The organism is Kribbella sp. NPDC104740 (genome assembly GCF_055583505.1).
In genome coordinates this window covers 48,004-70,339 of the sequence record NZ_JBVJNV010000011.1, presented here as the reverse complement: position 1 = coordinate 70,339, position 22,336 = coordinate 48,004, and the positions used below count along the sequence as shown (strand labels likewise).

Here is a 22,336-nt window from a genome sequence, read left to right as displayed (position 1 = left end):
ACAGTGGCCACGAAAGAACTTCCCCCGCCGGTAGCCTGGCTCGACGACCGGACCGGACTGTCCAAGCTCGGCAAGAAGAACCTGCGCAAGGTCTTCCCCGACCACTGGTCGTTCATGCTCGGTGAGATCGCCCTCTACAGCTTCATCATCCTGCTGCTGACCGGCGTCTTCCTCACCCTGTGGTTCAAGCCGTCGATGGCCGAGGTCGAGTACCAGGGCTCGTACAGCCTGCTCAAGGGCCTGCACATGTCCGAGGCCTACGCCTCGACCCTCGACATCTCGTTCGACATCCGCGGCGGTCTGCTGATGCGGCAGATCCACCACTGGGCGGCCGTGCTGTTCGTCGCCTCGATGATGGTCCACCTGCTGCGCACCTTCTTCACCGGTGCGTTCCGCAAGCCGCGCGAGCTGAACTGGGTGATCGGCTTCGGGATGCTGTTCCTCGGCATCATCGAGGGCTTCATCGGCTACGGCCTCCCCGACGACCTGCTCTCCGGAACGGGTCTGCGGATCACCCAGGGCATGATCCAGGCCTCGCCGGTGATCGGGACCTGGCTGAGCTTCTTCATCTTCGGCGGCGAGTTCCCGGGCGACGACTTCGTGTCCCGGTTCTTCACCGTGCACGTGCTGCTGATCCCCGGCCTGATCCTGGCGCTGGTCACCGCGCACCTGATCCTGGTCGTGTACCACAAGCACACCCAGTACCCCGGTCCCGGCCGGACCGAGAAGAACGTCGTCGGCTACCCGCTGATGCCGGTCTACATGGCCAAGGCCGGCGGCTTCTTCTTCGTCGTCTTCGGCATCACCGCCCTGATGGGCGCGCTGCTGCAGATCAACCCGGTCTGGCTGTACGGCCCGTACAACCCGGCCGAGGTGACGGCAGGCTCGCAGCCCGACTGGTACATGGGCTGGCTGGAAGGCTCGGTCCGCATCATGCCCGGCTTCGAGTCCCACTTCTGGGGCGTGACGCTGAGCTGGAACCTGCTGATCCCGGCGCTGATCATCCCGCCCGCGTTCGTCACCCTGGTAGCCCTCTACCCGTTCATCGAGCAGTGGATCACCGGCGACAAGCGGGAGCACCACCTGCTCGACCGGCCGCGCAACGTACCGACCCGGACCGGGATCGGCGCCGCGTTCATCACCTTCTACGGCCTGCTGTGGATCGGTGGCGGTAACGACCTGATCGCGACCCACTTCGGCGTCTCGCTCAACTCGGTCACCTGGTTCCTGCGGTTCGCGGTGTTCCTCGGCCCGGTGTTCGCCTTCTGGGTGACCCGGCGGATCGCGATCTCGCTGCAGCGCGCCGACAACGACCGGCTGCTGCACGGCCTGGAGACCGGCGTCATCATGCGGTCGCCGGACGGCGAGTACACCGAGCGGCACGCCCCGATCTCGAACTACGAGGCGTACGCCCTGACCGCCCGCGAGCGGCAGCTGCCGCTCGAGGTCGGCCCGGAGACCGACGAGAACGGCGTCGCGGCCCCGCACCGCGGCCTGACCAAGATCCGCGCGGCGCTGTCGCGCTTCTACTTCGCCGACGCGGTGCAAAAGCCGACCGCGGCGGAGATCGAGGAAGCTCACGCCCACGGTCACGGCCACGACGACCACGAGGAGCTCGGCCACAGCACCGAGGTCCCCGGCGTCACCGGCACCGTCGAGACCGACGACGAGACGGCCCGAGAGCAGATCTCGAAGCACTGACGCTCGGTAAGACGAAGGCCCCGGCTCCTTGCGAGCCGGGGCCTTTCGCTTTGTGCTGACCGGATGCCGGTCTCCTGTTCAGTGCCGGAAGACAATCCTCCCCGGCGCGTGCTTGCTCTCACTCAGCTCGTGCGCCGCCGGCGCCTCCTCGAGCGCGAAACTCGCCGCCACGGGAATCCGCAGCCCGCCCTCCTCAGCGAGCCGCACCGCCTCCGCAAGCCCGTGCACCGCGAGCCTGTCAGCCGCGCCGACAGCCTCCCCGGTCTCATCAGCGGGCGCACTGTGCGACATGTGTACGCCGTACTGCGCAGCAGAGAAGTCAGCGATCGTCACCACCCGCGCCGGGTCACCCGCGATAGTCACCAGCTGAGGCAACGACCCACCAGCACAGTCGAACACCGCGTCAACCTCCTCAGCACCCAACTTCCTGACGCGCTCCTCCAGCCCCGGCCCGTACGTCGTCGCCTCCGCTCCCAGCGCTCGGAGGAACTCATGGTTCCCCTCACGAGCCGTACCGATCACCCGAGCCCCCCGAGCCACCGCCAGCTGCACGGCGACACTCCCCACTCCCCCAGCAGCGCCCTGGATCAGCACCGTATGCCCTGAGCGGACCTGTAGGCGGTCCAGAACGCGCGTAGCCGTCTCCACACTCCCAGCGGCCCCTCCAGCCTCCTCCCAGCCCCACACAGCCGGTTTAGGCGCCCAAGCAGCCAGCACGACGAAGTCCGCATTCGCCGCCCGCCCCTCCATCGTCGCCATCCCGAACACCTCGTCCCCGATCCGCACTCCGGGCCGGCCGATCCCCGGCTCACTCGCACCACCCCAGCCAGTCCCAGACCCACCCGCGCCGAACTGGCCAGTCCCCGGCCTACCCGCGCCCGGCCCGAGGATCGGCGACCCACTGGAACCGGGGCCGCCGATTCCCCGCCCACCGACGCCGCGCCGGCCGACCCCCGGCCCACCGACGCCGAGTCCGTCGCGCCCCGCCCCACCCGAGCCGGGTTCGCCGAGCCCCGGACCGCCCGCGCCGAGCTGACCGGTCCCCGGTCCGCCCGCGCCCGGCCCGCTCGCGCCCGGCGCAACGATCCCCGGTCCACCCGAGCCGGAGTGGGCGGCCCTCGACCCGCCGCCGGCCAGCTGACCGCGCACCGGCTCCGCCGCCCCGGGCTGGCCCGGCCCGGCCGCCAGGTCGACGACCCCCGGGCCGATCTCGTCCACCACCCCGGCAGCATCGAAGCCCGTCCGCCACGGGAAGCTCGCCGGAAGGATCTCCCGGTACCGCCCCACCCGGATCGCCGTCTCTCCCACCGACAGCCCCGACGCCCGCGTCGCGATCCGAATCTGCCCCGGCCCCGCGTGCGGCTCCTCGACCTCGGCCACCCGCAGTACTCCGGGCGGCCCGTACTCACTGAACTCGATCACTCTCATGCCCGCGAACGTAACGGAACACCCCGTCCGTTTAGCTAAAGTGAGAAACGTGACGACACAAGTGGGAGCCCCGCTGCGGTCCGACGCCCGCGACAACCGCGAGCGCATCCTCGCCGTGGCCCGCCTGGCCTTCGCCGCGGAGGGTCTCGACGTCCCCATCCGCGAGATCGCCCGCCGTGCGGAGGTCGGCGTAGCGACCCTCTACCGTCACTTCCCCACCAAGGAGGCCCTGCACGCCGCGGCCTTCGCCGAGCAGATGACGCTCTGCTCCACGATCGTCCAGGACGCCCTCGACGCCCCCGACCCGTGGCACGGTTTCAGCCAGATGGTCGAACGCATGATGGAGCAGCACGCCCTCGACCGAGGCTTCGCCCGCGCCTTCACCTCCAGCCTCCCCCCAGCCGCCGGCCTCGCCGCCGAACGCGACCGCACCCTCCGCGCCCTCCTGGACCTGATCACCCGCACCAAGTCCGCCGGCGCCCTCCGCGACGACTTCGTCCTCGAAGACCTCTCCCTAGCCCTGATGGCCAACGAAGGCATCCGAGCCGCCACCCCCGTACGCCGAGAGCTCCCGCCCGCAGTCCACCTGCCCCTCACTCGCGCCTGACCCCAAGCCGCGGCAAGACCCGGCCAGCAGGCCACCCACTACCCGCCATTGGCCGACCTCCGCCTACTGCTCCGGCCCGCAGTCCGCCTCCCGCTCGGGGAGGGCTGAACCGACACTCTGCATCGAGAGGCAACGCTGCGTAGTCGCAGTCACACTCGTGCATGGGCAGCGCTCGATGCATCGGGATCCCGCTGCCGATGGACGTCCGCTGCGCGGCCGCCGCGCGCGGTCTTCAAGTGATTGGCGTTCTGCTGTGTGTGGCGAACGGCGACGATCTCACCCGGTGTCAGTGCTTCATCGCGCTTGCCCTGGAGCACACGAAGGAGACCGTGAAGCAGATCCTGAAGACAGCTCTCGAGGACTGGGCCCAGTTGGCTCAGTACGCCGTCAGGCGGCCGTCGGCGGGGACGGCCGGCTGAGCCCGCGCGGTCTGCAGAGCCCGAATGCAAGAAGCCGCCCCACCCGAAGGTGAGGCGGCCTCATAAAGCCCAGGTCAGGCGAGCGCCGAACCCGCCTTGTACTTGGTCCAGCTGTCGTTCCAGTCGGTCCAGCCGTTGCCGGGGGTCATTGGGCGGTTGGTGCCGGTGACGACGACGGGGTCGCCGCGGAGCGTCTGGGCGAAGTACCAGGCGCCGTCCTTGAGGCTCATGCCGACGCAGCCGTGGCTGACGTTCTCGGTGCCCTGGCTGCCGCTCGACCACGGGGCGCCGTGGATGAACTCGCCGGAGCTGGTGACGCGCTGGGCGTACTGGACGTCGTGGATGTCGTAGTACTCCGGGTCGCCGGGCTGGATGCCGACGGTGCGGGCGTCCATCCGCTTGGTGCGGTACTTCTCCATGATCACCTTCACGCCGCTGCGGGTGGTGAAGCCGTCCTTGCCGGCGGTGATCGGGATGGTACGGGCCAGCTTGCCGTTGATGGTGACGGCCATCGTGTGCTTCTTGACGTCGACCTTGGTGACGACGGACTTGCCGATCGTGAAGTCGATCTGGCGGCTCGCCGAGCCCCAGACGCCGCCGCCGGCGTTGACGCCCTGGGTGGCGATGTTCACGGTCACCTTGGTGCCGGCGGGCCAGTAGTTCTTCGGCCGGTAGTTGACCTGCTTGCTGTTCATCCAGTGCCAGCTGCCCTCGACCGGGACCGAGGTCTTCACCGAGAGCCGCTTCTCGACCGCGGCGCGGTCCTTGACGGTGTTGTTCCAGAAGATCTGGATCGGCATCGCGACGCCGACGGTCTCGCCGTCGAGCGGCGCGACCGAGGCCTTCAGCCGGGTGCTCGCGGCCAGCGTCTTGAACGTCGAGCTGATCTGCACGGTCTTGCCGTCGCTGCCCTGCGCGGACCCGGCCACCGTGTACGTCGAACCGGGCTTCAGCTGCGGCAGCGACGTCCACTCCGACTTGGCGTCGTTGAACGAGCCGCTGACCTTGCCGCCGTCCTTGTCGCTGACGGTGACGTCCTGCAGCGTGCCGGAGCTGGTGACGACCTTGACCGGCTGGTCCGGGCGCACCGCCGCGGCGTTCTTGGCCGGCGTGACGGTCACGTTCGCCGCGGCCGGGTCGGTCGTCGGGGTCTGGCTGTTGTCGTCACCGGGCGTGTTCGACGCGCCCGCGGACGGGCTGCCGCCCTGCTGGGACGCGGGTGGACCTCCGGCGTCGGTGTCACTACACGCTCCCGCGACGACCAGCATCGCGCAGATCCCCGCCACGGCCAGGCCGCGCTTGCGCACCGAACTACCCAACACCCTGTGCTCCCCTGAGATTCGTTCCACCGCCCGCACAAGCCTAGCTCGCCCCGGCGACAGTCCAGACGCACCAGATCGCCACCGGTACGGCGGGCCGGTCGAGGCCCGCAGTACTGATGACGATCGGAACGGTCTTTTAGTTGACTCTTCCGTCGGTGCGCTCGTCAGTGAGCGTGGTCACCGCGGTAGTACTCGAAGATGAAACCGGACAGCGCGATGATGCCGAGCCCGGCCCCGATGATGAACAGCCACCAGCCGAAGACCAGGCCGAGGGCGACCACCGACAGCGTCGCGGCGCACCACAGCGGCCACCACGAGTACGGCGGGAAGAAGCCCAGCTCGCCGGCTCCGTCCGCGATCTCGGCTTCCTTGCGGTCCTCCGGACGGGCGTCCATTCGGCGGGCGGTGATGCTCAGATAGAACGTCACCAGCAGTGCCAGGAAGAACGTCATCACCAGCGCGGTGGTCCCGGTCGGGTCCTCCGACATCAGCCAGTAGATCGGGGCGACGATCAGGACGAACAGCGTGACGATGCCGAAGACCCAGGCCTCGACCTTCATGCCTTACCCTCTCCGTCCGTGCTGGTACCGGCGTTCAAGTTGCGCTCGAGGTTCTCGACCCGGCCCTGGTCCTCGCCGGCGTCGAGCAGGTTGTCCCGGGGTGCGCCGCTGTCGGCGTACTCGGCCAGGGCGATCTCCGGGTGGTGGAGGTCGAAGGCCGGGGACTCCGAGCGGATCCGGGGCAGGCTGACGAAGTTGTGCCGCGGCGGCGGCGAGCTGGTCGCCCACTCCAGCGACCGGCCCCAGCCCCACGGGTCGTCGACACCGACCAGCGGCGCCTTGCGGGACTTGTAGACGTTGTAGAAGAACGGCAGCATCGACAGGCCGAGCACGAAGGCACCGATGCTGGAGACCTCGTTCAGCGTGGTGAAGCCCTCGTTCGCGCCGTACGACGCGTAGCGCCGCGGCATCCCCTCGACGCCCAGCCAGTGCTGCACCAGGAACGTCGTGTGGAAGCCGATGAACAGCAGCCAGAAGTGCAGCTTGCCGAGCTTCTCGTCGAGCATCCGGCCGGTCATCTTGGGCCACCAGAAGTAGAAGCCCGCGAACATCGCGAACACCACGGTGCCGAACACCACGTAGTGGAAGTGCGCCACCACGAAGTAGGAGTCGGACAGCTGGTAGTCCAGGGCCGGGGAGGCCAGGATGACGCCGGTCAGACCGCCGAAGAGGAAGGTGGTGAGGAAGCCGATCGACCACAGCATCGGGGTGTCGAACGACAGCGAGCCGCCCCACATCGTCCCGATCCAGTTGAAGAACTTCACCCCGGTGGGCACCGCGATCAGGAACGTCATGAAGGAGAAGAACGGCAGGTTCACCGCTCCGGTGACGTACATGTGGTGCGCCCAGACCGCCACCGACAGGACGGCGATCCACAGCGTCGCGCCGACCAGGCCGATGTAGCCGAAGACCGGCTTGCGGCTGAACACCGGCAGGATCTCGGTGATGATGCCGAAGAACGGCAGCGCGATGATGTAGACCTCGGGATGGCCGAAGAACCAGAACAGGTGCTGCCACAAGAGTGGACCACCGTTGGCCGCGTCGAAGACGTGAGCCCCTAGAGCTCGATCCGCCTCCAGCATCAGCAGCGCGCCGGCCAGGATCGGGAACGCGATCAGAACGAGGATCGACGTGACCAGGATGTTCCAGGTGAAGATCGGCATCCGGAACATCGTCATACCGGGCGCGCGCATGGTGATGATCGTGGTGACGAAGTTGACCGCACCGAGGATCGTGCCCAGACCGGCCAGGTACAGACCCATGATCCACAGGTCACCGCCGACGCCCGGCGAACGGACCGCGTTCGACAGCGGGGCGTAGGCGAACCAGCCGAAGTCGGCGGCGCCGCCCGGGGTGAAGAACCCGGAGATCGTGATCGTGCCGCCGAACAGGAACAGCCAGTAGCTGAACATGTTCAGCCGCGGGAACGCGACGTCGGGGGCCCCGATCTGGACCGGCATGATCACGTTCGCGAAGCCGACGAACAGCGGCGTCGCGAACAGCAGCAGCATGATCGTGCCGTGCATCGTGAAGAGCTGGTTGTAGACCTCTTCGTTCACGATCTGCAGACCCGGCTTGGCCAGCTCGGCGCGGATCAGCAGCGCCATCACGCCGCCGATCAGGAAGAAGATGAACGAGGTGATCAGGTACAGGTGACCGATCAGCTTGTGGTCGGTGGTGGTGAGCCACTTGACCGCGATCTGGCCTTTGCTGCGCCGCCTCGGCAGCGCAGTCGCGGCGCCCACGGCGCCGCTACGCTCGGCGAAGTCGGTCACTTCTCGCCCTCCTGCTCCCCGTGGCCGGGAATGGTGGTTGCGTCCTGGCCACCGACGGCGGCACCGGTCTGGCCCTTGGCCGCCAGCTCGCGCAGGTGGGCCTGGTACTCGTCGGCGGTGACCACGCGGACGGTGAAGATCATCCGGCTGTGGTAGAGGCCGCAGAGCTCAGCGCACTTGCCCGCGAAGGTGCCGGTCTTGGTCGGCGTCAGCTCGAACTTGCCGGTCCGGCCGGGGATGACGTCGAGCTTGAAGTAGAAGGCCGGTACCCAGAAGGAGTGGATGACGTCCGGCGAGGTCAGCTCGAACTCGACCGACTCGTTCACCGGCAGCACCAGCTCGGCGGGCTGGTCGAGCGTTCCGGTCTCCCAGACGCCCTGCTGCCCGTCGACGGTGTCCTTGTAGTTGAAGGTCCACTGCCACTGCTGGCCGACCACGTTGATCTGGTGCGTCGAGGCACCGGAGTTCCGGGTGATCTCGTTGCCGTGCTCGACGGTGTAGAAGAACAGCACACCGATGATCGCGAACGGCGCGAGCGTGTAGAGCACCTCGAGCGGCAGGTTGTAGCGCGTCTGCCGCGGGGCGTCCTCGCTGCGCCGGCGGTACCGCACCACGGCGAACAGGATCAGGCCCCAGACCGCCACACCGATGACCAGCGCGGCGATCCACGTCCCGACCCACAGGCTACGGACAGCCTCGGTCCGGTCCGAAGCACCCTCCGGCAGTCCAATTCGTTTCCACTGCGCGTTGGTCTCCGACGAGCAGCCGGTCAGCAGCAATGTGCCGACCACTACCGCTGCCGGGACCAGCAGGCGTCGCTTCGCCGGACGTGCGGCGGCGCGGGTCTGCTGACCCGCCGCTCGCGCGACCACTCCGGACGTGCCGTTCGAACCCACGGGGCGCCTTTCCCTTCCCAGGTGAGACTGACGACAGAACACTACTGGACAGCCTCCGCAGTTCTGCGCACAGGTAGGGCTTAGCGTTTCCTCCGTGAGCAACCGTGCATACCTGGACGCCGCAAGTGCCGAGGAACTGCACCCTGCCGCACGTGAGGTGTTGCTCCAGGCACTCGATTCCGGGTGGGCCGATCCGGCCCGTCTGCACCACGAGGGACGGACCGCCAGACTGCTGCTGGACAACGCCCGAGCGGTGCTCGCCGAGGGCGTCGGAGTCCGCCCGGATGAGCTGTTTCTGACCACTTCCGGCACGGCCGCGATCCATGCCGGCTTGCCCGCCGTCGCGGCCGCCCGGCGACGGATCGGCGCCACGGTGGTGCACTCCGCGGTCGAGCACTCGGCCGTGCTGCACGCCGCCGCAACAGCCGGTACGCCGTACGAGGTGCCCGTCAACCACCTGGGCCGTGTCGACTCCGACCACTTCGCCACCCAGCTCCAGCAACCAGGCGTCGCGCTGGCCGCGCTGCAGACGGCCAACCACGAGGTCGGCACCCGCCAGCCTGTGGACGCGCTCAGCGAGGTCGCACAGGCCGCCGGAGTCCCCCTGTTCGTGGACGCCGCGGCAACGGTCGGTCACGAGCCGATCCCCGCCGGGTGGTCGGTGCTGAGCGCAAGTGCTCACAAATGGGGTGGTCCGGCCGGTGTCGGACTGCTCGCCATACGGAAGGGCACCCGGTTCGCAGCGGCCTGGCCGGTCGACGAGCGCGAGGACGGCCTCTCCCCCGGCCACCCGAACGTCCCGGCAGCGCTGGCCGCCGCCGCTGCTCTCCAGGCCCGCCTTCAGGAAGCCGATGCCTTGGACAAGCAGCATCGCGCCTGGATCGCCGAGCTGCGCACCCGCGTCGCCGCCGACCTGACCGACGTCGAGGTGGTCGGCGACCCCGACGACCGCCTCCCTCATGTCCTGACCTTCTCGTGCCTGTACGTCGACGGCGAGGCCCTGGTCACCGCACTGGACGCCGAGGGCTTCTCCGTCTCCAGCGGCTCAGCCTGTACGGCGAGCACGCTCCGCCCGTCACACGTCCTGGCCGCCATGGGCGTGCTCACCCACGGCAACGTCCGCGTCTCGCTGGGCCGCACCACCACGTACGACGACGTCGACCGCTTCGCCCAGGTCCTCCCCGGCCTGGTCCAGCGGATCCGGGCAGAGGTGGGCATGTGACGACCCTCGACTGCCGCGGCATGCTCTGTCCGCTCCCGGTGATCAAGCTCGCCCAGGCCTTCCCGGCGCTCGCCGTCGGCGACAGCATCGCCGTACTGGCCGACGACCCGGCCGCCGCGACGGACATCCCCGCCTGGTGCCGGATGCGCGGCCAGGAGCTGGTCGCCGCCGAGGACGGCCGGTACGTCGTCCGCAAACTCAGCTGACACAGCGGCGAGCGGTCGGCAGACTCTCGGGATGAGCGACTTTGCGTACAAACCGACGCTGACCGGCGAGCTGGTCGTGCTGCGGGTGCTGGACGAGCAGGACTTCCCGGCGATGAAGGCCGCGATGGACGACCCGGAGGTGGCCCGGCTGACCGGGAGCCACGGTGCGATCAGCGACGAGAAGGCGCTGGAGTGGATGCGCACCCGCAAGGACCAGCCGGACCGGCTCGATCTCGCGATCGTCGACAAGGCGACCGGGCAGACCGTCGGCGAGGCGGTGCTGAACGAGTACGACGAGGACAACCGGGCCTGCAACTTCCGGATCCTGATCGGGCCGAGCGGCCGCAACCGTGGCCTCGGGACCGAGGCGACCCAGCTGATCGTCGGCTACGGGATCGAGAAGCTCGGGCTGCACCGGATCAGCCTCGGCGTCTACGCGTTCAACCCGCGCGCCCAGCGGGCCTACGAGAAGGCCGGGTTCGTGGTCGAGGGCCGGTTGCGCGACGACCTGTTCTGGGAGGGCGAGTGGGTCGACTCGATCGTGATGTCGGTGCTGGCCACGGAGTGGCCGGTAAGTTCACCGGTGTGACCGAACGTTTCGCCGTACTGACCGGGGCCGGGATCTCGACCGCGTCGGGGATCCCGGACTTCCGCGGGCCGCAGGGCCTGTGGACGAAGGACCCGGCCGCGCAGGCCATGTTCGACATCGACGAGTACGTCGCGTCGCCGCGGGTCCGGGCGGCAGCCTGGAAGCACCGGCTGTCAGCGCCCGCGTGGACGGCCGAGCCGAACGCCGGGCACCACGCGCTGGCCGAGCTGGAGCGCCAGGGCCGGCTGACCGCGCTGATCACGCAGAACATCGACGGGCTGCACCAGAAGGCCGGCTCGGTGAACGTGCTGGAACTGCACGGGACGGTCTGGTTCGTCGACTGCCTGCAGTGCGCGCGGCGGATCCCGATGGCCGACCTGCTGCCGCGGCTCGACGCCGGTGAGGAGGATCCGGCCTGCGAGGTGTGCGGCGGCATTCTCAAGTCGGCGACGGTTTCTTTTGGCCAGTCGCTGGATCAGCGGGTCCTCGACGCGGCGGTCGCGGCGACGGAGGCGTGTGACACGTTCCTGGCCGTCGGTACGTCGTTGCAGGTGTACCCGGCGGCTGGGCTGTGCGATGTCGCGCTGAAGGCCGGCAAGCGTTTGATCATCATGAACGCCCAGCCGACGCCGTACGACGAAGAGGCCGACCAACTCCTGCACACTCCGATCGAGACCACCCTGCCCGATCTGCTCGCCGTGACCTGAGCGCGACCTTCGACCCCTTCCCCCGCCCGGGGTCCCGGGCTAGCGTCCCGGGCAGATTGTCCTGTCTTGGGAGGGGAACCCGCGATGCTCAGGTTCGTCATGCGCCGTGCCCGTTGGCTGGCCGGAGCGACCGCGGTCGCCGTGGTCGCGGTCGGTCTCGGTACGCCGTCCGCAGCACCTGCCGGTCCCTCCGCGGAGCGGGTGATCACGCTCGCGGGGTCGCTGCAGAGCGAGCTCGGCTGCGCCGGGGACTGGGACCCGGGCTGTGCCGCGTCCAGTCTTGGCGCCGCAGCGCCGTACAGCAAGGTCTTCGACGTGCCCGCCGGCAGCTACGAGTACAAGGTGACCGTCAACGGCGGCTGGGACGAGAACTACGGCGCCGGCGGCGTACTGAACGGGCCGAACATCCCGCTCACGCTCGCGGGCCCGGCCAAGGTGCGGTTCAGCTACGACGACACGACGCACGTCGTCAGCGTCGCGCCGGTCGATCTGGCCGGTACGACGCCGACCGCGGCCGACAAGGCGCTCGCCTCCCCGAGCCTGCGCCAGGACCTGACCAAGGAACGCTTCTACTTCCTGATGGCCGACCGGTTCGCCAACGGCGACAAGTCGAACGACGCGGGCGGGCTGACCGGCGACCGGCTGACCACCGGGCTCGACCCGACCGACAAGGGCTTCTACCACGGCGGCGACCTGGCCGGCGTGATGCAGAAGCTCGACTACATCAAGTCGCTCGGGACGACGAGCATCTGGCTGACGCCGTCGTTCAAGAACCGGCCGGTGCAGGGCTCGGGTGCGGACGTCAGTGCCGGGTACCACGGGTACTGGATCACCGACTTCACCCAGATCGACCCGCACCTGGGCACCAACGCGGACATGCAGAAGCTGATCAAGCTCGCCCACGGCAAGGGCATGAAGGTCTTCTTCGACATCATCACCAACCACACCGCGGACGTGATCGCCTACCAGTCCGGCCAGTACGGCTACATCCCGAAGTCGACCGCGCCGTACAAGGACGCCGCAGGCAACGTCTTCGACGACAAGCAGTACGCCGGCGGCGACACGTTCCCGCCGCTGGACCGCAACACCAGCTTCCCGAACGTGCCGGTCTTCAGGACGCCGGCCGACGAGACCGTGAAGCAGCCGGCCTGGCTGAACGACCCGACGCTCTACCACAACCGCGGTGACTCGACGTTCGCCGGCGAGAGCGCGGAGTACGGCGACTTCGTCGGTCTGGACGACCTGTTCACCGAGCAGCCGAAGGTCCGGGACGGGATGATCGACGTCTACAAGACCTGGGCCGAGCTGGGCATCGACGGGTTCCGGATCGACACCGTGAAGCACGTGAACCTGGAGTTCTGGCAGAAGTTCTCGCCGGAGATCCTGAAGGCGGCGAAGGCCAAGGGGTCGAAGGACTTCTTCATGTTCGGCGAGGTCTTCGACGCCGACCCCAAGTTCATGTCGACGTACACGACCTCGGGCGCGCTGCAGGCGACGCTCGACTTCGGCTTCCAGCAGAGCGCGGTCGCGTTCGCCAAGGGCGACCCGTCGACGAAGCTGCGCGACTTCTACGCCAACGACGACTACTACACCGACGCCGACTCGAACGCGTACCAGCTGCCGACGTTCCTCGGGAACCACGACATGGGCCGGGTCGGCACGTTCCTCAAGCAGTCCGGGGCAGCGGGTCAGGAACTCCTGCAGCGTGACAAGCTCGCGCACTCGCTGATGTTCCTCACCCGCGGCCAGCCGGTGATCTACTACGGCGACGAGCAGGGCTTCACCGGTCCGGGCGGCGACAAGGACGCGCGGCAGGACATGTTCGCGACCCAGACCAGCGACTACGCCGACGACGAGGTGGTCGACGGGACCGGGACCTCGACGATCGGGAACAAGGATTCGTTCAACACGCAGGCGCCGATGTACAAGCACATCGCGGCGTTGCAGAAACTGCGGGCGAAGTACCCGTCGCTGGGCGACGGGACCCAGATCCACCGGTACTCGTCGAACACCGGCGGGCTGTATGCGTTCAGCCGGCTCGGGGCGGACAAGGTCGAGTACCTGGTCGTGTCCAACAACGCGACGACCGCGAAGACGGCGACGGTCCCGACGTACGGCGCTCGCGTGTTCCGGCCCGTGTACGGCGGCACCAAGTCGTTCGTCACCGACCGGGAGGGGCGGGCGACGCTGACCCAGCCGCCGCTGTCCGTCACGGTCTACCAGGCCGTGTCCAAGGTGCCGCACCGCTCGAAGGCGCCGGCTGTCTACCTGAGCTCGCCGGAGCTCGGCGCGACGGTCGGCGGACGCGCCGAGATCGCCGCCGCGGTGCCGGAGAACACGCCGGTCACCGTCACCTTCGGCGTCCGCCCGGTCGGTACGACGGCCTGGCAGCGCCTCGGCGCCGACGACAACGCGCCGTACCGGGTCTTCCACGACGTCTCGAAGCTCGCCAAGGGCACCCTGCTCGAGTACCGGGCCGTCCTCAAGGATGCCTCCGGCAACTACTCCGTCTCCGGCGCGTACGGCGTGGCCGGCGACCCGCCGCCGCCCGGTGGCGGCGGGGGTGGCGGTGGCGGCCCGGTCGTCCAGCCCGCGAACGTGAGCGTGCCCGGCGACCACAACAGCGAGATGGGCTGCGCCGCGGACTGGTCGCCGGACTGCGACCAGGCGCAGCTGACGCTGGACCCCGACGACAAGGTCTGGAAGGGCAGCTACACCCTGCCCGCGGGCGAGCACGCCTACAAGGCCGCGATCAACAAGACCTGGGACGAGAACTACGGGGCCGGGGGCAACCTCAACGGCGCGAACATCTCCTACACCGCGCCGGCCACCCCGACCACGTTCTACTACGAGCACGGCCGGCACTTCGTCACCTCGGACGCGCAGGGCCCGATCGTCACCGTGCCCGGGTCGTTCCAGTCCGAGCTGGGCTGCCCGGCCGACTGGTCACCCGACTGCATGCGACCCTGGTTGACCGACCAGGACGGCGACGGCACCTTCACCTGGTCGACGAGCGAGTTGGGAGCGGGCAGCTATGAGGCGAAGGTCGCGCACGGCCTGTCGTGGGACGAGAGCTACGGCGCCGGCGGCAGCCCGACCGGCGCGAACATCCCGATCACCGTTCCCGGGGACGGACTCGTCGTCACGTTCTCGTACGCGCTCGCGACCCACCAGCTCACGGTGACCACGTCGAAGCCGGGCGCGCAGCCCGACCTGAAGCAGGCCAAGGCGCACTGGGTCGCGAAGGATCTGCTCGCCGTACCGCCGGTGGCGCACCCGGAGCGGTCGCGCTGGCGGCTGCACTGGTCGCCGACCGGTGGGCTCGCGGTCGACGCCGACGACATCGGCGGTTCGTCGTCGGGGCTGCGTGTCGATCCTCACGGCCTGCCGTCGGAAATCCTGACTCGCTTCCCCGCGCTGAAGGGGTACACCGCGCTCCGGCTCGACCACGCCGACGCGCGCAAGATCCTCAAGGGCCAGCTCGGGCTCGCCCAGTACGACGACGCCGGGCGGCTGCTCGACGCGACCGGGGTGCAGCTCCCCGGCGTACTGGACGACGTGTACGGCGCCGCGGTCGGGCGCTCGTACGGCGTGACCTGGCACGGCGGCGTCCCGCGGTTCACGCTGTGGGCGCCGACCGCGCAGAAGGTCTCGCTGCTGATCGGCGGGCAGCGGGTGGCGATGCGGGAGTCGTCGGACGGCTCGTGGACCGCGGACGGGCGGCGGCAGTGGGCCGGCGCGCAGTACCGGTACGAGGTGACCGTCTACGCGCCGAGCACGGGCAAGGTCGAGACGAACGTGGTCACCGACCCGTACTCGGTCGCGCTGACCACCGACTCGGCGTACTCGGTCGCGGTGGATCTCGACGACCCGGCCGGGAAGCCCGCGCTCTGGTCGCGGACGCCGGTGCCGCCGCTGGCGCGGTCGGTCGACTCGACGATCTACGAGCTGCACGTGCGCGACTTCTCGATCAGCGACAGCACCGTCCCGGCGGCGCACCGCGGCACCTACCTCGCGTTCGCCGACGAGGGCGCCGGGACCAAGCACCTGCGCAAGCTCGCGCAGGCCGGGCTGAACACCGTGCATCTACTGCCGACGTTCGACATCGCGTCGATCCCGGAGGGCACGCAGGAGCAGCCCGCGTGCGACCTGAAGGCGCTGCCTGCGGACTCCGAGCAGCAGCAGGCGTGCGTCACGGCGGTCGCCGCGAAGGACGGCTTCAACTGGGGCTACGACCCGTACCACTGGCTCGCGCCGGAGGGCTCGTACGCCGTCCAGAAGGACGGGCTGAGCCGGGTCGCCGAGTTCCGCACGATGGTCGGCGGGCTGCACAAGTCGGGGCTGCGGGTGGTGCTCGACCAGGTCTACAACCACACACCGGCGGCTGGTCAGGCGCCGACGTCGGTGCTCGACAAGGTCGTCCCCGGCTACTACCAGCGGCTGAACGCATCGGGTGCGGTCGAGACGTCGACGTGCTGCAGCAACATCGCGACCGAGCACGCGATGGCCGAGAAGATCATGGTCGACAGCACGGTGTCGTGGGCGCGGAACTACCGCGTCGACGGCTTCCGGTTCGACCTGATGGGGCATCACAGCAAGGCGAACATGCTCAAGGTGCGCGCGGCTCTGGACAAGCTGACCGTCGCGCGGGACGGCGTGGACGGCAAGAAGGTGACCCTGTACGGCGAGGGCTGGAACTTCGGCGAGGTCGCCAACGACGCGCTGTTCGAGCAGGCGACGCAGGGGAACCTCGGCGGAACCGGGATCGCGACGTTCTCGGACCGGCTGCGGGACGCCGTCCGGGGTGGCGGGCCGTTCGACGAGGACCCGCGGGTACAGGGCTTCGGGTCGGGTGCCGCTTCGGATCCGAACGGGGCGCCGGTCAATGGTTCGGCCGCTGACCAGGCCAAGCGGCTCTCTCACGACACGGATCTCGTCCAGCTCGGGCTGGCCGGGAACCTGCGGGCGTTCACGTTCAAGTCGGCGGACGGCGGGGCCGTCGTACGAGGTGACGGGGTCGACTACAACGGCTCCCCCGCGGGGTACGCGGACCAGCCCAACGAGGTGATCACGTACGTCGATGCCCACGACAACGAAACGCTGTGGGACTCGCTGACCTTCAAGCTGCCGGCGACGCTGCCGATGGCCGATCGAGTCCGGATGAACACCTTGTCGCTGGCCACCACCGCACTGTCCCAGACGCCGTCCTTCTGGCACGCCGGTGCTGATCTGCTCCGCAGCAAGTCGCTGGACCGCAACTCCTACGACTCGGGCGACTGGTTTAACCAGCTCGACTGGACCGGCGCCGACAACGGCTTCGGCCACGGGCTGCCGCCGAAGCCGGACAACGAGGCGAAGTGGTCGTTCATGAAGCCGCTGCTCGCTGACGCTTCGTTGAAGCCGACCGCCGCCGACGTCGCTACCGCGTCATCCTCGGCCGCCGACTTGCTGAAGCTCCGCTTCTCGAGCCCGCTGTTCCGGCTGGGATCCGCGGGGTTGATCAACCAGAAGCTGTCGTTCCCGCTCAGCGGCACTCCTGCTGCTGTACCGGGGGTCGTCACGATGCGCATCGACGACACGGTCGGCCCGAACGTCGACCCGGCGCTGAAGGGCGTGGTGGTGGTCTTCAACTCGACGGCTTCCACAGTGAGCCAGCAGCTCCCGGGGCTGTCCGGCGCGAACCTGTCGTTGTCGCCTGTCCAGGCCGCCGGGTCCGACCCGGTGGTCAAGCAGACGACCTGGACGGCTGGAACCGGCACGGTGTCGGTGCCGGCCCGGACGGTCGCCGTACTGGTTCAGCGTTAAGGCACTCTGACGACGAGCGCCGAGGGGTCGACCTCGGCGCTCAGGATGCGGCCGGTCTCGATGGTGTCGCCGTCGAGCTCCCGGCGTACGGCGGTGGCGGCCTTCACCTGGATGCGCTGACCGGTGAAGCGCTGGATGTGGCGGCCCTCGTTCAGGGACTTGACGACCAGGCTGAGGGCCAGCCGCGGCCAGTGGCTGATCCGGCGCGGCGCGAGCACCACCAGGTCGATCTGGCCGTCGTCGGGCTCGGCGTCGGGCAGCAGCGGGATGTTGGCCTGCAGCGTGCCGACGTTGCCGATCACCACCGTGCGGGCCCGGCGCTTGATCGGCGCCGCGTCGTCCACGGAGATCTCGACCTCGACGAACGGATGGTTCAGGTTGCGCACCGTCGACACGACGTACGCCGCCCAGCCGACCCGCTTCTTCAGATCATCAGGAGCGTCGGCGATGATCGCCGCGTCCAGCCCGAGCCCAGCCATCACCACGAACCGGTCGTCGCCGAGTTGATCGCCCTTGACCAGCACGCTGTCGATCCGCTGCTCGGACCCGTCCAGCACCTGCTCGAGGGCGACGTCGAGGTCGAGCGAGATCCCGAGGTTGCGGGCCAGCAGGTTCCCGGTTCCGGCGGGCAGGACGGCGACCGGGATGTCGGTCCGCGCCAGCTCGGCGCAGACCACCCGGACCGTCCCGTCCCCACCGGCGACGACGACGAGGTCGACGGTCTCGTCGATCGCCCGGTGCGCCATCGCGTACCCGGCGTCGTCCTCGGTCGTCTCCAGCCACAGCGAGTCGTCGAACCCGCGCTCGGTCAGCGCGGCGTCGACCTTCGCGCGGAACGCGTCGACGTCACCGACCTTGATCGGGTTCAGGATCACCGCGGCCCGCGGCTGGGCTTGTGTGGTCACCGGTAGAGCCTGTCTGTTCAGGGGAATGGAGGTGCAGCATTCCACGGAGTGCCCAGGAAACCCAGGGACTACTCGGCCGGTCGGTAAACCGTGTGCAGTACGCCGGTCTCGAACGGCGTCACCGAGATCAGCTCCAGCGGAACCGTCTCCCCGTCGTCGAACAGTCGCGCCCCGTGACAGACCGCGATCGGGTGCACGAGCAGGTGCAGCTCGTCGAGCACCTTGGCCCGTAGCAGCGACCGGACCAGCGTCGACGAACCCACCACGCTGATGTCCTTCCCCGGACCTTGCTTCAGCTTGCGCAGCGTCTCGATCGGGTCGTCGCCCCCGACGAGGGTCGAGTTCTGCCAGGCGTCGACGGTGTCGAGCGTGCGGGAGACGACGAGCTTCGGCGTACCGTTCATGTGCTCGGCCATCTCCAGCTCCGCGGTCGGCCAGAACGAGGCGAACTCCTGGTAGGTCTTCCGGCCGACCAGCATCGTGTCGGAGCGGGCGGTGAGCGCGTCGACCTGCGCGCCCATGGCGTCGTCGAAGTACGGGAAGTGCCACTGGTCGGGCGCCTCGGTGACGCCGTCGAGGGAGATGAACAGGCCGGCCACGATCTTGCGCATTTCGGTGCTCCTTGGGGTGTCGGATGGTTGCTTCTGCCCGTACGTCGACCGGCCGCCGGCGGAATCGACACCCGGACCTGAAGATTTCCTGACCCCTGTCTCACGGCACGCCAGATCCGGTGAATTTGTCGGGGCCGCGAGCTAGCGTTCTTCGGGTGACCCTTCCTCGCAGCACGCCCGCAGACCAAGGACTCTCCAGCACCGGCCTCGACGCCTTCGTCGCGGCGCTGGACGCGTCCGAGCAGGAGATCCAGACCGTGATGGTGCTGCGGCGCGGTCACGTGGTGCTGGAGCGTGAGTGGTCGCCGTACCGGCTGACCGACCGGCACCTGCTGTTCTCGGTCTCGAAGAGCTTCACCTCGACCGCGGTCGGGCTCGCGGTCGAGGCCGGGCTGCTGTCGGTCGACGACAAGGTGGTCTCGTTCTTCTCCGGCGACGACCTGCCGGAGACGATCAGCGACAACCTGGCCGCGATGGAGGTCCGGCACCTGCTGACGATGGCGACCGGTCATGCGGTGGACACGGTCGACCGGCTGGGGCGGACCGGGCGGATGGTGCAGGGCTTCCTCCGGCTGCCGGTCGAGCACGCGCCGGGCGCGCCGTTCGTCTACAACAGCGGTGCGACGTACATGCTGTCGGCGATCGTGCAGAAGGTGACCGGCGAGAAGCTGATCGACTACCTGCGCCCCCGGCTGTTCGAGCCGCTCGGGATCACCGAGGCGATCTGGGAGACGTCCGACGAGGGCATCAACATGGGCGGCTGGGGGTTGAGCCTCAGTACGCCGTCGCTCGCTGCGTTCGGGCAGCTGCTGGTGCAGCGGGGCGTGTGGAACGGCGAGCAGCTCGTGCCTGCGGACTGGATCGAGGCCGCGACTTCGGCCCAGGTCGACAACAGCAGCGAGAGCAACCCCGACTGGCAGCAGGGGTACGGCTACCAGTTCTGGCGCGGGCGGCACAACTCGTACCGGGCTGACGGAGCGTTCGGCCAGTACGTGCTGGTGCTGCCGGACCACGACGCCGCGGTGGTGATGACGAGCTCGTCGCCGGACATGCAGGCGACGATGAACGTGATCTGGGAGCACCTGCTGCCGGTCCTCGAGGGCAAGGGCGCGGAGGGCGACACCACCGCTCAGCCGCTCGAGCTCCTCCCGCCGGCCGGCCCCACTCCCCCAGCAGGCAACGGCCGCACCTACCGCTTCGCGCCCAACGACGCCGGCATCTCCGCCGCCCGCCTCGACGCCGACGGCACCGGCACCTTCACCTTCGTCGCGTCCCGCCCCTGGGAGTCCGGCGAGCAGGAGATCACCATCGCCCCCGGCGCCTGGTCCGAGCAGACCTATACGCTCCCCGACCCGGCCCAGCGCATCGTCACCTCGGCGTACGGCGACGGCGACAGCTTCGTCGGCACCATCCGCGTGCTGGAGACACCGTTCGTCATCACGCTGCGCTGCCACCCGAGCGACGCCGGGCTCGCTGTGGATGTCGCCTTCAACGTCGGCTTCGGCACCACCGATCTGACCATCACCTCCGAGCCGGTGTGATGGATGGCTTGACCGCGGCGGAGCGGGAGATCCTGGACCGCCTCGACGAGCAGTGGGTCGTCGAGCTCACCCAGTCGTTGCTCCAAGCAACAGGCCAGAATCCGCCGGGCGACGAGGCGGCGACCGTCGCCGTCCTCAGCGCCGCCGCAGCCGCCCTCGGCCTGCAGGTCGCCGAGACCCAAGTCGAACCGGGTCGGAACAACATCACGATCACGCTGCCCGGCGGAGACGGCCCCGGCCTGCTCCTCCTCGGCCACACGGACGTCGTACCGGTCGGCGAGGGCTGGACGAAGGACCCGTACGGCGGGGAGCTGATCGACGGCCGCCTCTACGGCCGCGGGGCTTCGGACATGAAGGGCGGCCTCGCCGCGTCCCTGGCCGCGCTGGCGATCCTGCGCGGCGTCGAGCTGTCGGGTCCGGTCGAGCTGGCTGCACTCGTCGACGAGGAGGAAACCGGCAAGGGCATCCGCGCGTACGTGGAGTCGCGCTGGGCTGGCGCTGGTAAATCAGTCGTCGCGGGCCTCGCCGAGCAACCAGCCGGCGCGGACGTCGCCGGGCAGGCGGCCGATGCGAGCACCGCCAGTCAACCAGCGGGCACGGACCTCCCCGGGCATCCTGCCGCCGCGAGCGTCGCCGTACAACCATCCGGCGCGGACCTCACCGGGCAACCTGCCGCCGCGAGCGTCGCCGTACAAACATCCGGCGCGGACGCCGCCGTACAATCAGCCGGCGCGGACCTCCCCGGGCAACCCGCCGACGCGGACCTCACCCGGCAACCTCCCTTCCTCGGCTGCATCACAACCGAGCCAACTGACCTGCAGACGATCATCGGCGCCCGCGGAGACTCCTACCTGCGCGTCGAGGTCCACGGCCGCGCCGTCCACGCAGGCAACGCCGCCGACGGCGCGAACGCGATCTATGGCGCCGCCGCGGTGATCGCCGAAATCGAGCGCATCCACGCAGAACTGGCCGAGAAACCCCACCCCCTGCTCGGCCCCGCAACCTGGAGCGTCGGCCAGATCAACGGCGGCACCGGCGGCTCGATCGTCCCCGCCGAGTGCTCCCTCGTCGCCGACCGCCGCCTACTCCCCGGCGAATCCCCAGCGGAAGTCCTCAACGACCTCCGCCACCGAGTCGCCGCCCTCCACCTGGAAGACCGCGACCTCACCGTAGACCTCTCCATGCCCATGGAAATGCCCGCCTTCGAAACCCCCGCCTCCGCCGACCTGGTCCAAATCACCAACACCGCCCTCACCGCATCCGGCGGCCCCAACCTCCCCCTCGCCGGCTGGACAGCAGCGTGCGACGGCGGCTTCATCGCCCGCGACCTCGCCGTACCGGTGATAGTCCTAGGCCCAGGCTCAGTGAAAACCGAAGCCCACCGCGCCAACGAGTCAGTTGCAGTAGAAGAACTGCTGACCGCCGCCCGCACCTACGCCCTCACCGCCCTACGCCTCCTCACCCACTGACCCTGTATCCCGCACCCACCGCTAACGCCGGTACGACGCAGCCCCCGTTGATCCCGGGCGCGACGCAGGCGCGGTTGTTCGGGCACGACGCGGCAGCCTCAACCCCGGAGCACCACCCAGCCACCACTAGCCCGGGTACATCGCAACCACCACTCGCCCCGAGCACGAGCGGGCCACCACTGGACCGGACCGCGATGCAGTCACCGCCGGCCCGAGAACGACGCACCCCCCACTCGCTCCAATCACGAGCGGCCACCACTGGTCCGGGCCGCGACGCGGCCGCTGACGCCCCCGACCTGCGGACACTCAGCGCATGCGGCTGCTGCGCTGGCATACGACGGAGCGGAAGGCGACAACCACCCGGCGACCTGCCACAGGTCGTCCCCCGCAGCCGCCGCGAGACCAGCACGATGGGCAAGCTCGCCCCATACGGCGTCAATCTCGCTCCCGGGCACCGTACGGCCGACTGCTGCTCGGTCCGCCGGCCGCCCCGTCGACGGACCGAGGCAAGCGCGACGCAACCGCCGCTAATCCCGAGCACGACACAGCCGCCGCTGGTCCCGGCCGCAACGC

Annotated in this window: 17 protein-coding genes; 10 read left to right on the top strand and 7 right to left on the bottom strand. The window is 69.2% G+C overall.

The window, feature by feature from the left end; genetic code table 11:
- Positions 1-3: 3 nt before the first annotated feature.
- Positions 4-1,701 carry a cytochrome bc1 complex cytochrome b subunit gene (qcrB, locus tag ACZ6Z4_RS37085; protein WP_363671135.1) on the top strand — a complete coding sequence of 566 codons (1,698 nt, stop codon included), beginning with the start codon at positions 4-6 and terminating at the stop codon, positions 1,699-1,701.
- A 78-nt stretch (positions 1,702-1,779) separates the two neighbouring features.
- Here qcrB and ACZ6Z4_RS37080 read toward each other — a convergent pair whose 3' ends face one another.
- Positions 1,780-3,129 carry an NADP-dependent oxidoreductase gene (locus ACZ6Z4_RS37080; protein ID WP_465576476.1) on the bottom strand — a complete coding sequence of 450 codons (1,350 nt, stop codon included), beginning with the start codon at positions 3,127-3,129 and terminating at the stop codon, positions 1,780-1,782.
- A gap of 49 nt (positions 3,130-3,178) precedes the next feature.
- On the opposite strand from ACZ6Z4_RS37080, the gene ACZ6Z4_RS37075 reads away from it, so the two are divergent.
- Complete coding sequence (locus ACZ6Z4_RS37075) at positions 3,179-3,736, top strand: TetR/AcrR family transcriptional regulator (RefSeq protein WP_465576472.1); 558 nt, start codon at positions 3,179-3,181, stop codon at positions 3,734-3,736.
- A 161-nt stretch (positions 3,737-3,897) separates the two neighbouring features.
- Complete coding sequence (locus ACZ6Z4_RS37070; RefSeq protein WP_465576468.1) at positions 3,898-4,155, top strand: hypothetical protein; 258 nt, start codon at positions 3,898-3,900, stop codon at positions 4,153-4,155.
- 74 nt (positions 4,156-4,229) lie between these two features.
- Here the strand turns inward: ACZ6Z4_RS37070 and ACZ6Z4_RS37065 are convergent, their stop codons facing one another.
- The 4 genes from ACZ6Z4_RS37065 to ctaC all read right to left on the bottom strand — a co-directional run bounded on the left by ACZ6Z4_RS37065 (position 4,230) and on the right by ctaC (position 8,708).
- Positions 4,230-5,477 carry a L,D-transpeptidase gene (locus ACZ6Z4_RS37065; protein ID WP_465576463.1) on the bottom strand — a complete coding sequence of 416 codons (1,248 nt, stop codon included), beginning with the start codon at positions 5,475-5,477 and terminating at the stop codon, positions 4,230-4,232.
- Between the two features lie 164 nt (positions 5,478-5,641).
- On the bottom strand, positions 5,642-6,037 hold the full coding sequence (locus tag ACZ6Z4_RS37060) for a cytochrome c oxidase subunit 4 (protein ID WP_465576459.1): 396 nt from the start codon (positions 6,035-6,037) through the stop codon (positions 5,642-5,644).
- Positions 6,034-7,812, bottom strand: coding sequence for an aa3-type cytochrome oxidase subunit I (gene ctaD, locus ACZ6Z4_RS37055; protein ID WP_465576456.1), 1,779 nt, complete (start codon positions 7,810-7,812; stop codon positions 6,034-6,036). Before ctaD ends, ACZ6Z4_RS37060 begins: the two co-directional genes overlap by 4 nt.
- Positions 7,809-8,708 (bottom strand): aa3-type cytochrome oxidase subunit II, encoded by a 900-nt coding sequence (ctaC, locus tag ACZ6Z4_RS37050; RefSeq protein ID WP_363671146.1) that lies wholly within the window; start codon positions 8,706-8,708, stop codon positions 7,809-7,811. The genes ctaD and ctaC overlap by 4 nt, the downstream gene beginning before the upstream one ends.
- A gap of 94 nt (positions 8,709-8,802) precedes the next feature.
- Between ctaC and ACZ6Z4_RS37045 the strand changes: the two genes are divergently transcribed.
- From ACZ6Z4_RS37045 to pulA, 5 genes are all read left to right on the top strand, one after another.
- A complete protein-coding gene (locus ACZ6Z4_RS37045) occupies positions 8,803-9,930 on the top strand; it encodes a cysteine desulfurase family protein (RefSeq protein WP_465576452.1) in 1,128 nt (375 codons plus the stop codon).
- Positions 9,927-10,136 carry a sulfurtransferase TusA family protein gene (locus ACZ6Z4_RS37040; RefSeq protein WP_465576448.1) on the top strand — a complete coding sequence of 70 codons (210 nt, stop codon included), beginning with the start codon at positions 9,927-9,929 and terminating at the stop codon, positions 10,134-10,136. The genes ACZ6Z4_RS37045 and ACZ6Z4_RS37040 overlap by 4 nt, the downstream gene beginning before the upstream one ends.
- A gap of 31 nt (positions 10,137-10,167) precedes the next feature.
- Entirely contained in the window at positions 10,168-10,725 is a 558-nt protein-coding gene (locus tag ACZ6Z4_RS37035; protein WP_465576444.1) for a GNAT family N-acetyltransferase, read from the top strand.
- Positions 10,722-11,432: an SIR2 family NAD-dependent protein deacylase gene (locus ACZ6Z4_RS37030; RefSeq protein WP_465576441.1), complete on the top strand. Its 711-nt coding sequence runs from the start codon at positions 10,722-10,724 to the stop codon at positions 11,430-11,432. Before ACZ6Z4_RS37035 ends, ACZ6Z4_RS37030 begins: the two co-directional genes overlap by 4 nt.
- A gap of 99 nt (positions 11,433-11,531) precedes the next feature.
- Complete coding sequence (gene pulA, locus ACZ6Z4_RS37025) at positions 11,532-17,237, top strand: pullulanase-type alpha-1,6-glucosidase (RefSeq protein ID WP_465576436.1); 5,706 nt, start codon at positions 11,532-11,534, stop codon at positions 17,235-17,237.
- On the opposite strand, the gene ACZ6Z4_RS37020 is transcribed toward pulA, so the two are convergent.
- Complete coding sequence (locus tag ACZ6Z4_RS37020; protein ID WP_465576433.1) at positions 17,234-18,142, bottom strand: diacylglycerol/lipid kinase family protein; 909 nt, start codon at positions 18,140-18,142, stop codon at positions 17,234-17,236. The two genes, pulA and ACZ6Z4_RS37020, sit on opposite strands and share 4 nt — an antisense overlap.
- 68 nt (positions 18,143-18,210) lie before the next feature.
- On the bottom strand, positions 18,211-18,753 hold the full coding sequence (locus ACZ6Z4_RS37015; RefSeq protein ID WP_465576430.1) for a dihydrofolate reductase family protein: 543 nt from the start codon (positions 18,751-18,753) through the stop codon (positions 18,211-18,213).
- Positions 18,754-18,908: 155 nt separating this feature from the next.
- Here ACZ6Z4_RS37015 and ACZ6Z4_RS37010 point away from each other — a divergent pair, with 155 nt between their 5' ends.
- Both ACZ6Z4_RS37010 and ACZ6Z4_RS37005 read left to right on the top strand, forming a co-directional pair.
- The gene (locus ACZ6Z4_RS37010; RefSeq protein WP_465576425.1) at positions 18,909-20,294 is read left to right on the top strand and encodes a serine hydrolase domain-containing protein; all 1,386 of its coding nucleotides are present in this window, start codon (positions 18,909-18,911) and stop codon (positions 20,292-20,294) included.
- Positions 20,294-21,763, top strand: a complete 1,470-nt coding sequence (locus tag ACZ6Z4_RS37005) for a M20/M25/M40 family metallo-hydrolase (RefSeq protein ID WP_465576421.1) — start codon at positions 20,294-20,296, stop codon at positions 21,761-21,763. The genes ACZ6Z4_RS37010 and ACZ6Z4_RS37005 overlap by 1 nt, the downstream gene beginning before the upstream one ends.
- Positions 21,764-22,336: the final 573 nt, after the last annotated feature.

What these genes read in the sequence shown, in the direction of transcription:
- ACZ6Z4_RS37080 (WP_465576476.1), bottom strand. Translation starts at nt 3,129, where the DNA reads ATGAGAGTGATCGAGTTCAGTGAGTACGGGCCGCCCGGAGTACTGCGG.
- ACZ6Z4_RS37070 (WP_465576468.1), top strand. Translation starts at nt 3,898, where the DNA reads ATGGGCAGCGCTCGATGCATCGGGATCCCGCTGCCGATGGACGTCCGC.
- ACZ6Z4_RS37060 (WP_465576459.1), bottom strand. Translation starts at nt 6,037, where the DNA reads ATGAAGGTCGAGGCCTGGGTCTTCGGCATCGTCACGCTGTTCGTCCTG.
- ACZ6Z4_RS37035 (WP_465576444.1), top strand. Translation starts at nt 10,168, where the DNA reads ATGAGCGACTTTGCGTACAAACCGACGCTGACCGGCGAGCTGGTCGTG.
- pulA (WP_465576436.1), top strand. Translation starts at nt 11,532, where the DNA reads ATGCGCCGTGCCCGTTGGCTGGCCGGAGCGACCGCGGTCGCCGTGGTC.
- ACZ6Z4_RS37015 (WP_465576430.1), bottom strand. Translation starts at nt 18,753, where the DNA reads ATGCGCAAGATCGTGGCCGGCCTGTTCATCTCCCTCGACGGCGTCACC.
- ACZ6Z4_RS37005 (WP_465576421.1), top strand. Translation starts at nt 20,294, where the DNA reads ATGGATGGCTTGACCGCGGCGGAGCGGGAGATCCTGGACCGCCTCGAC.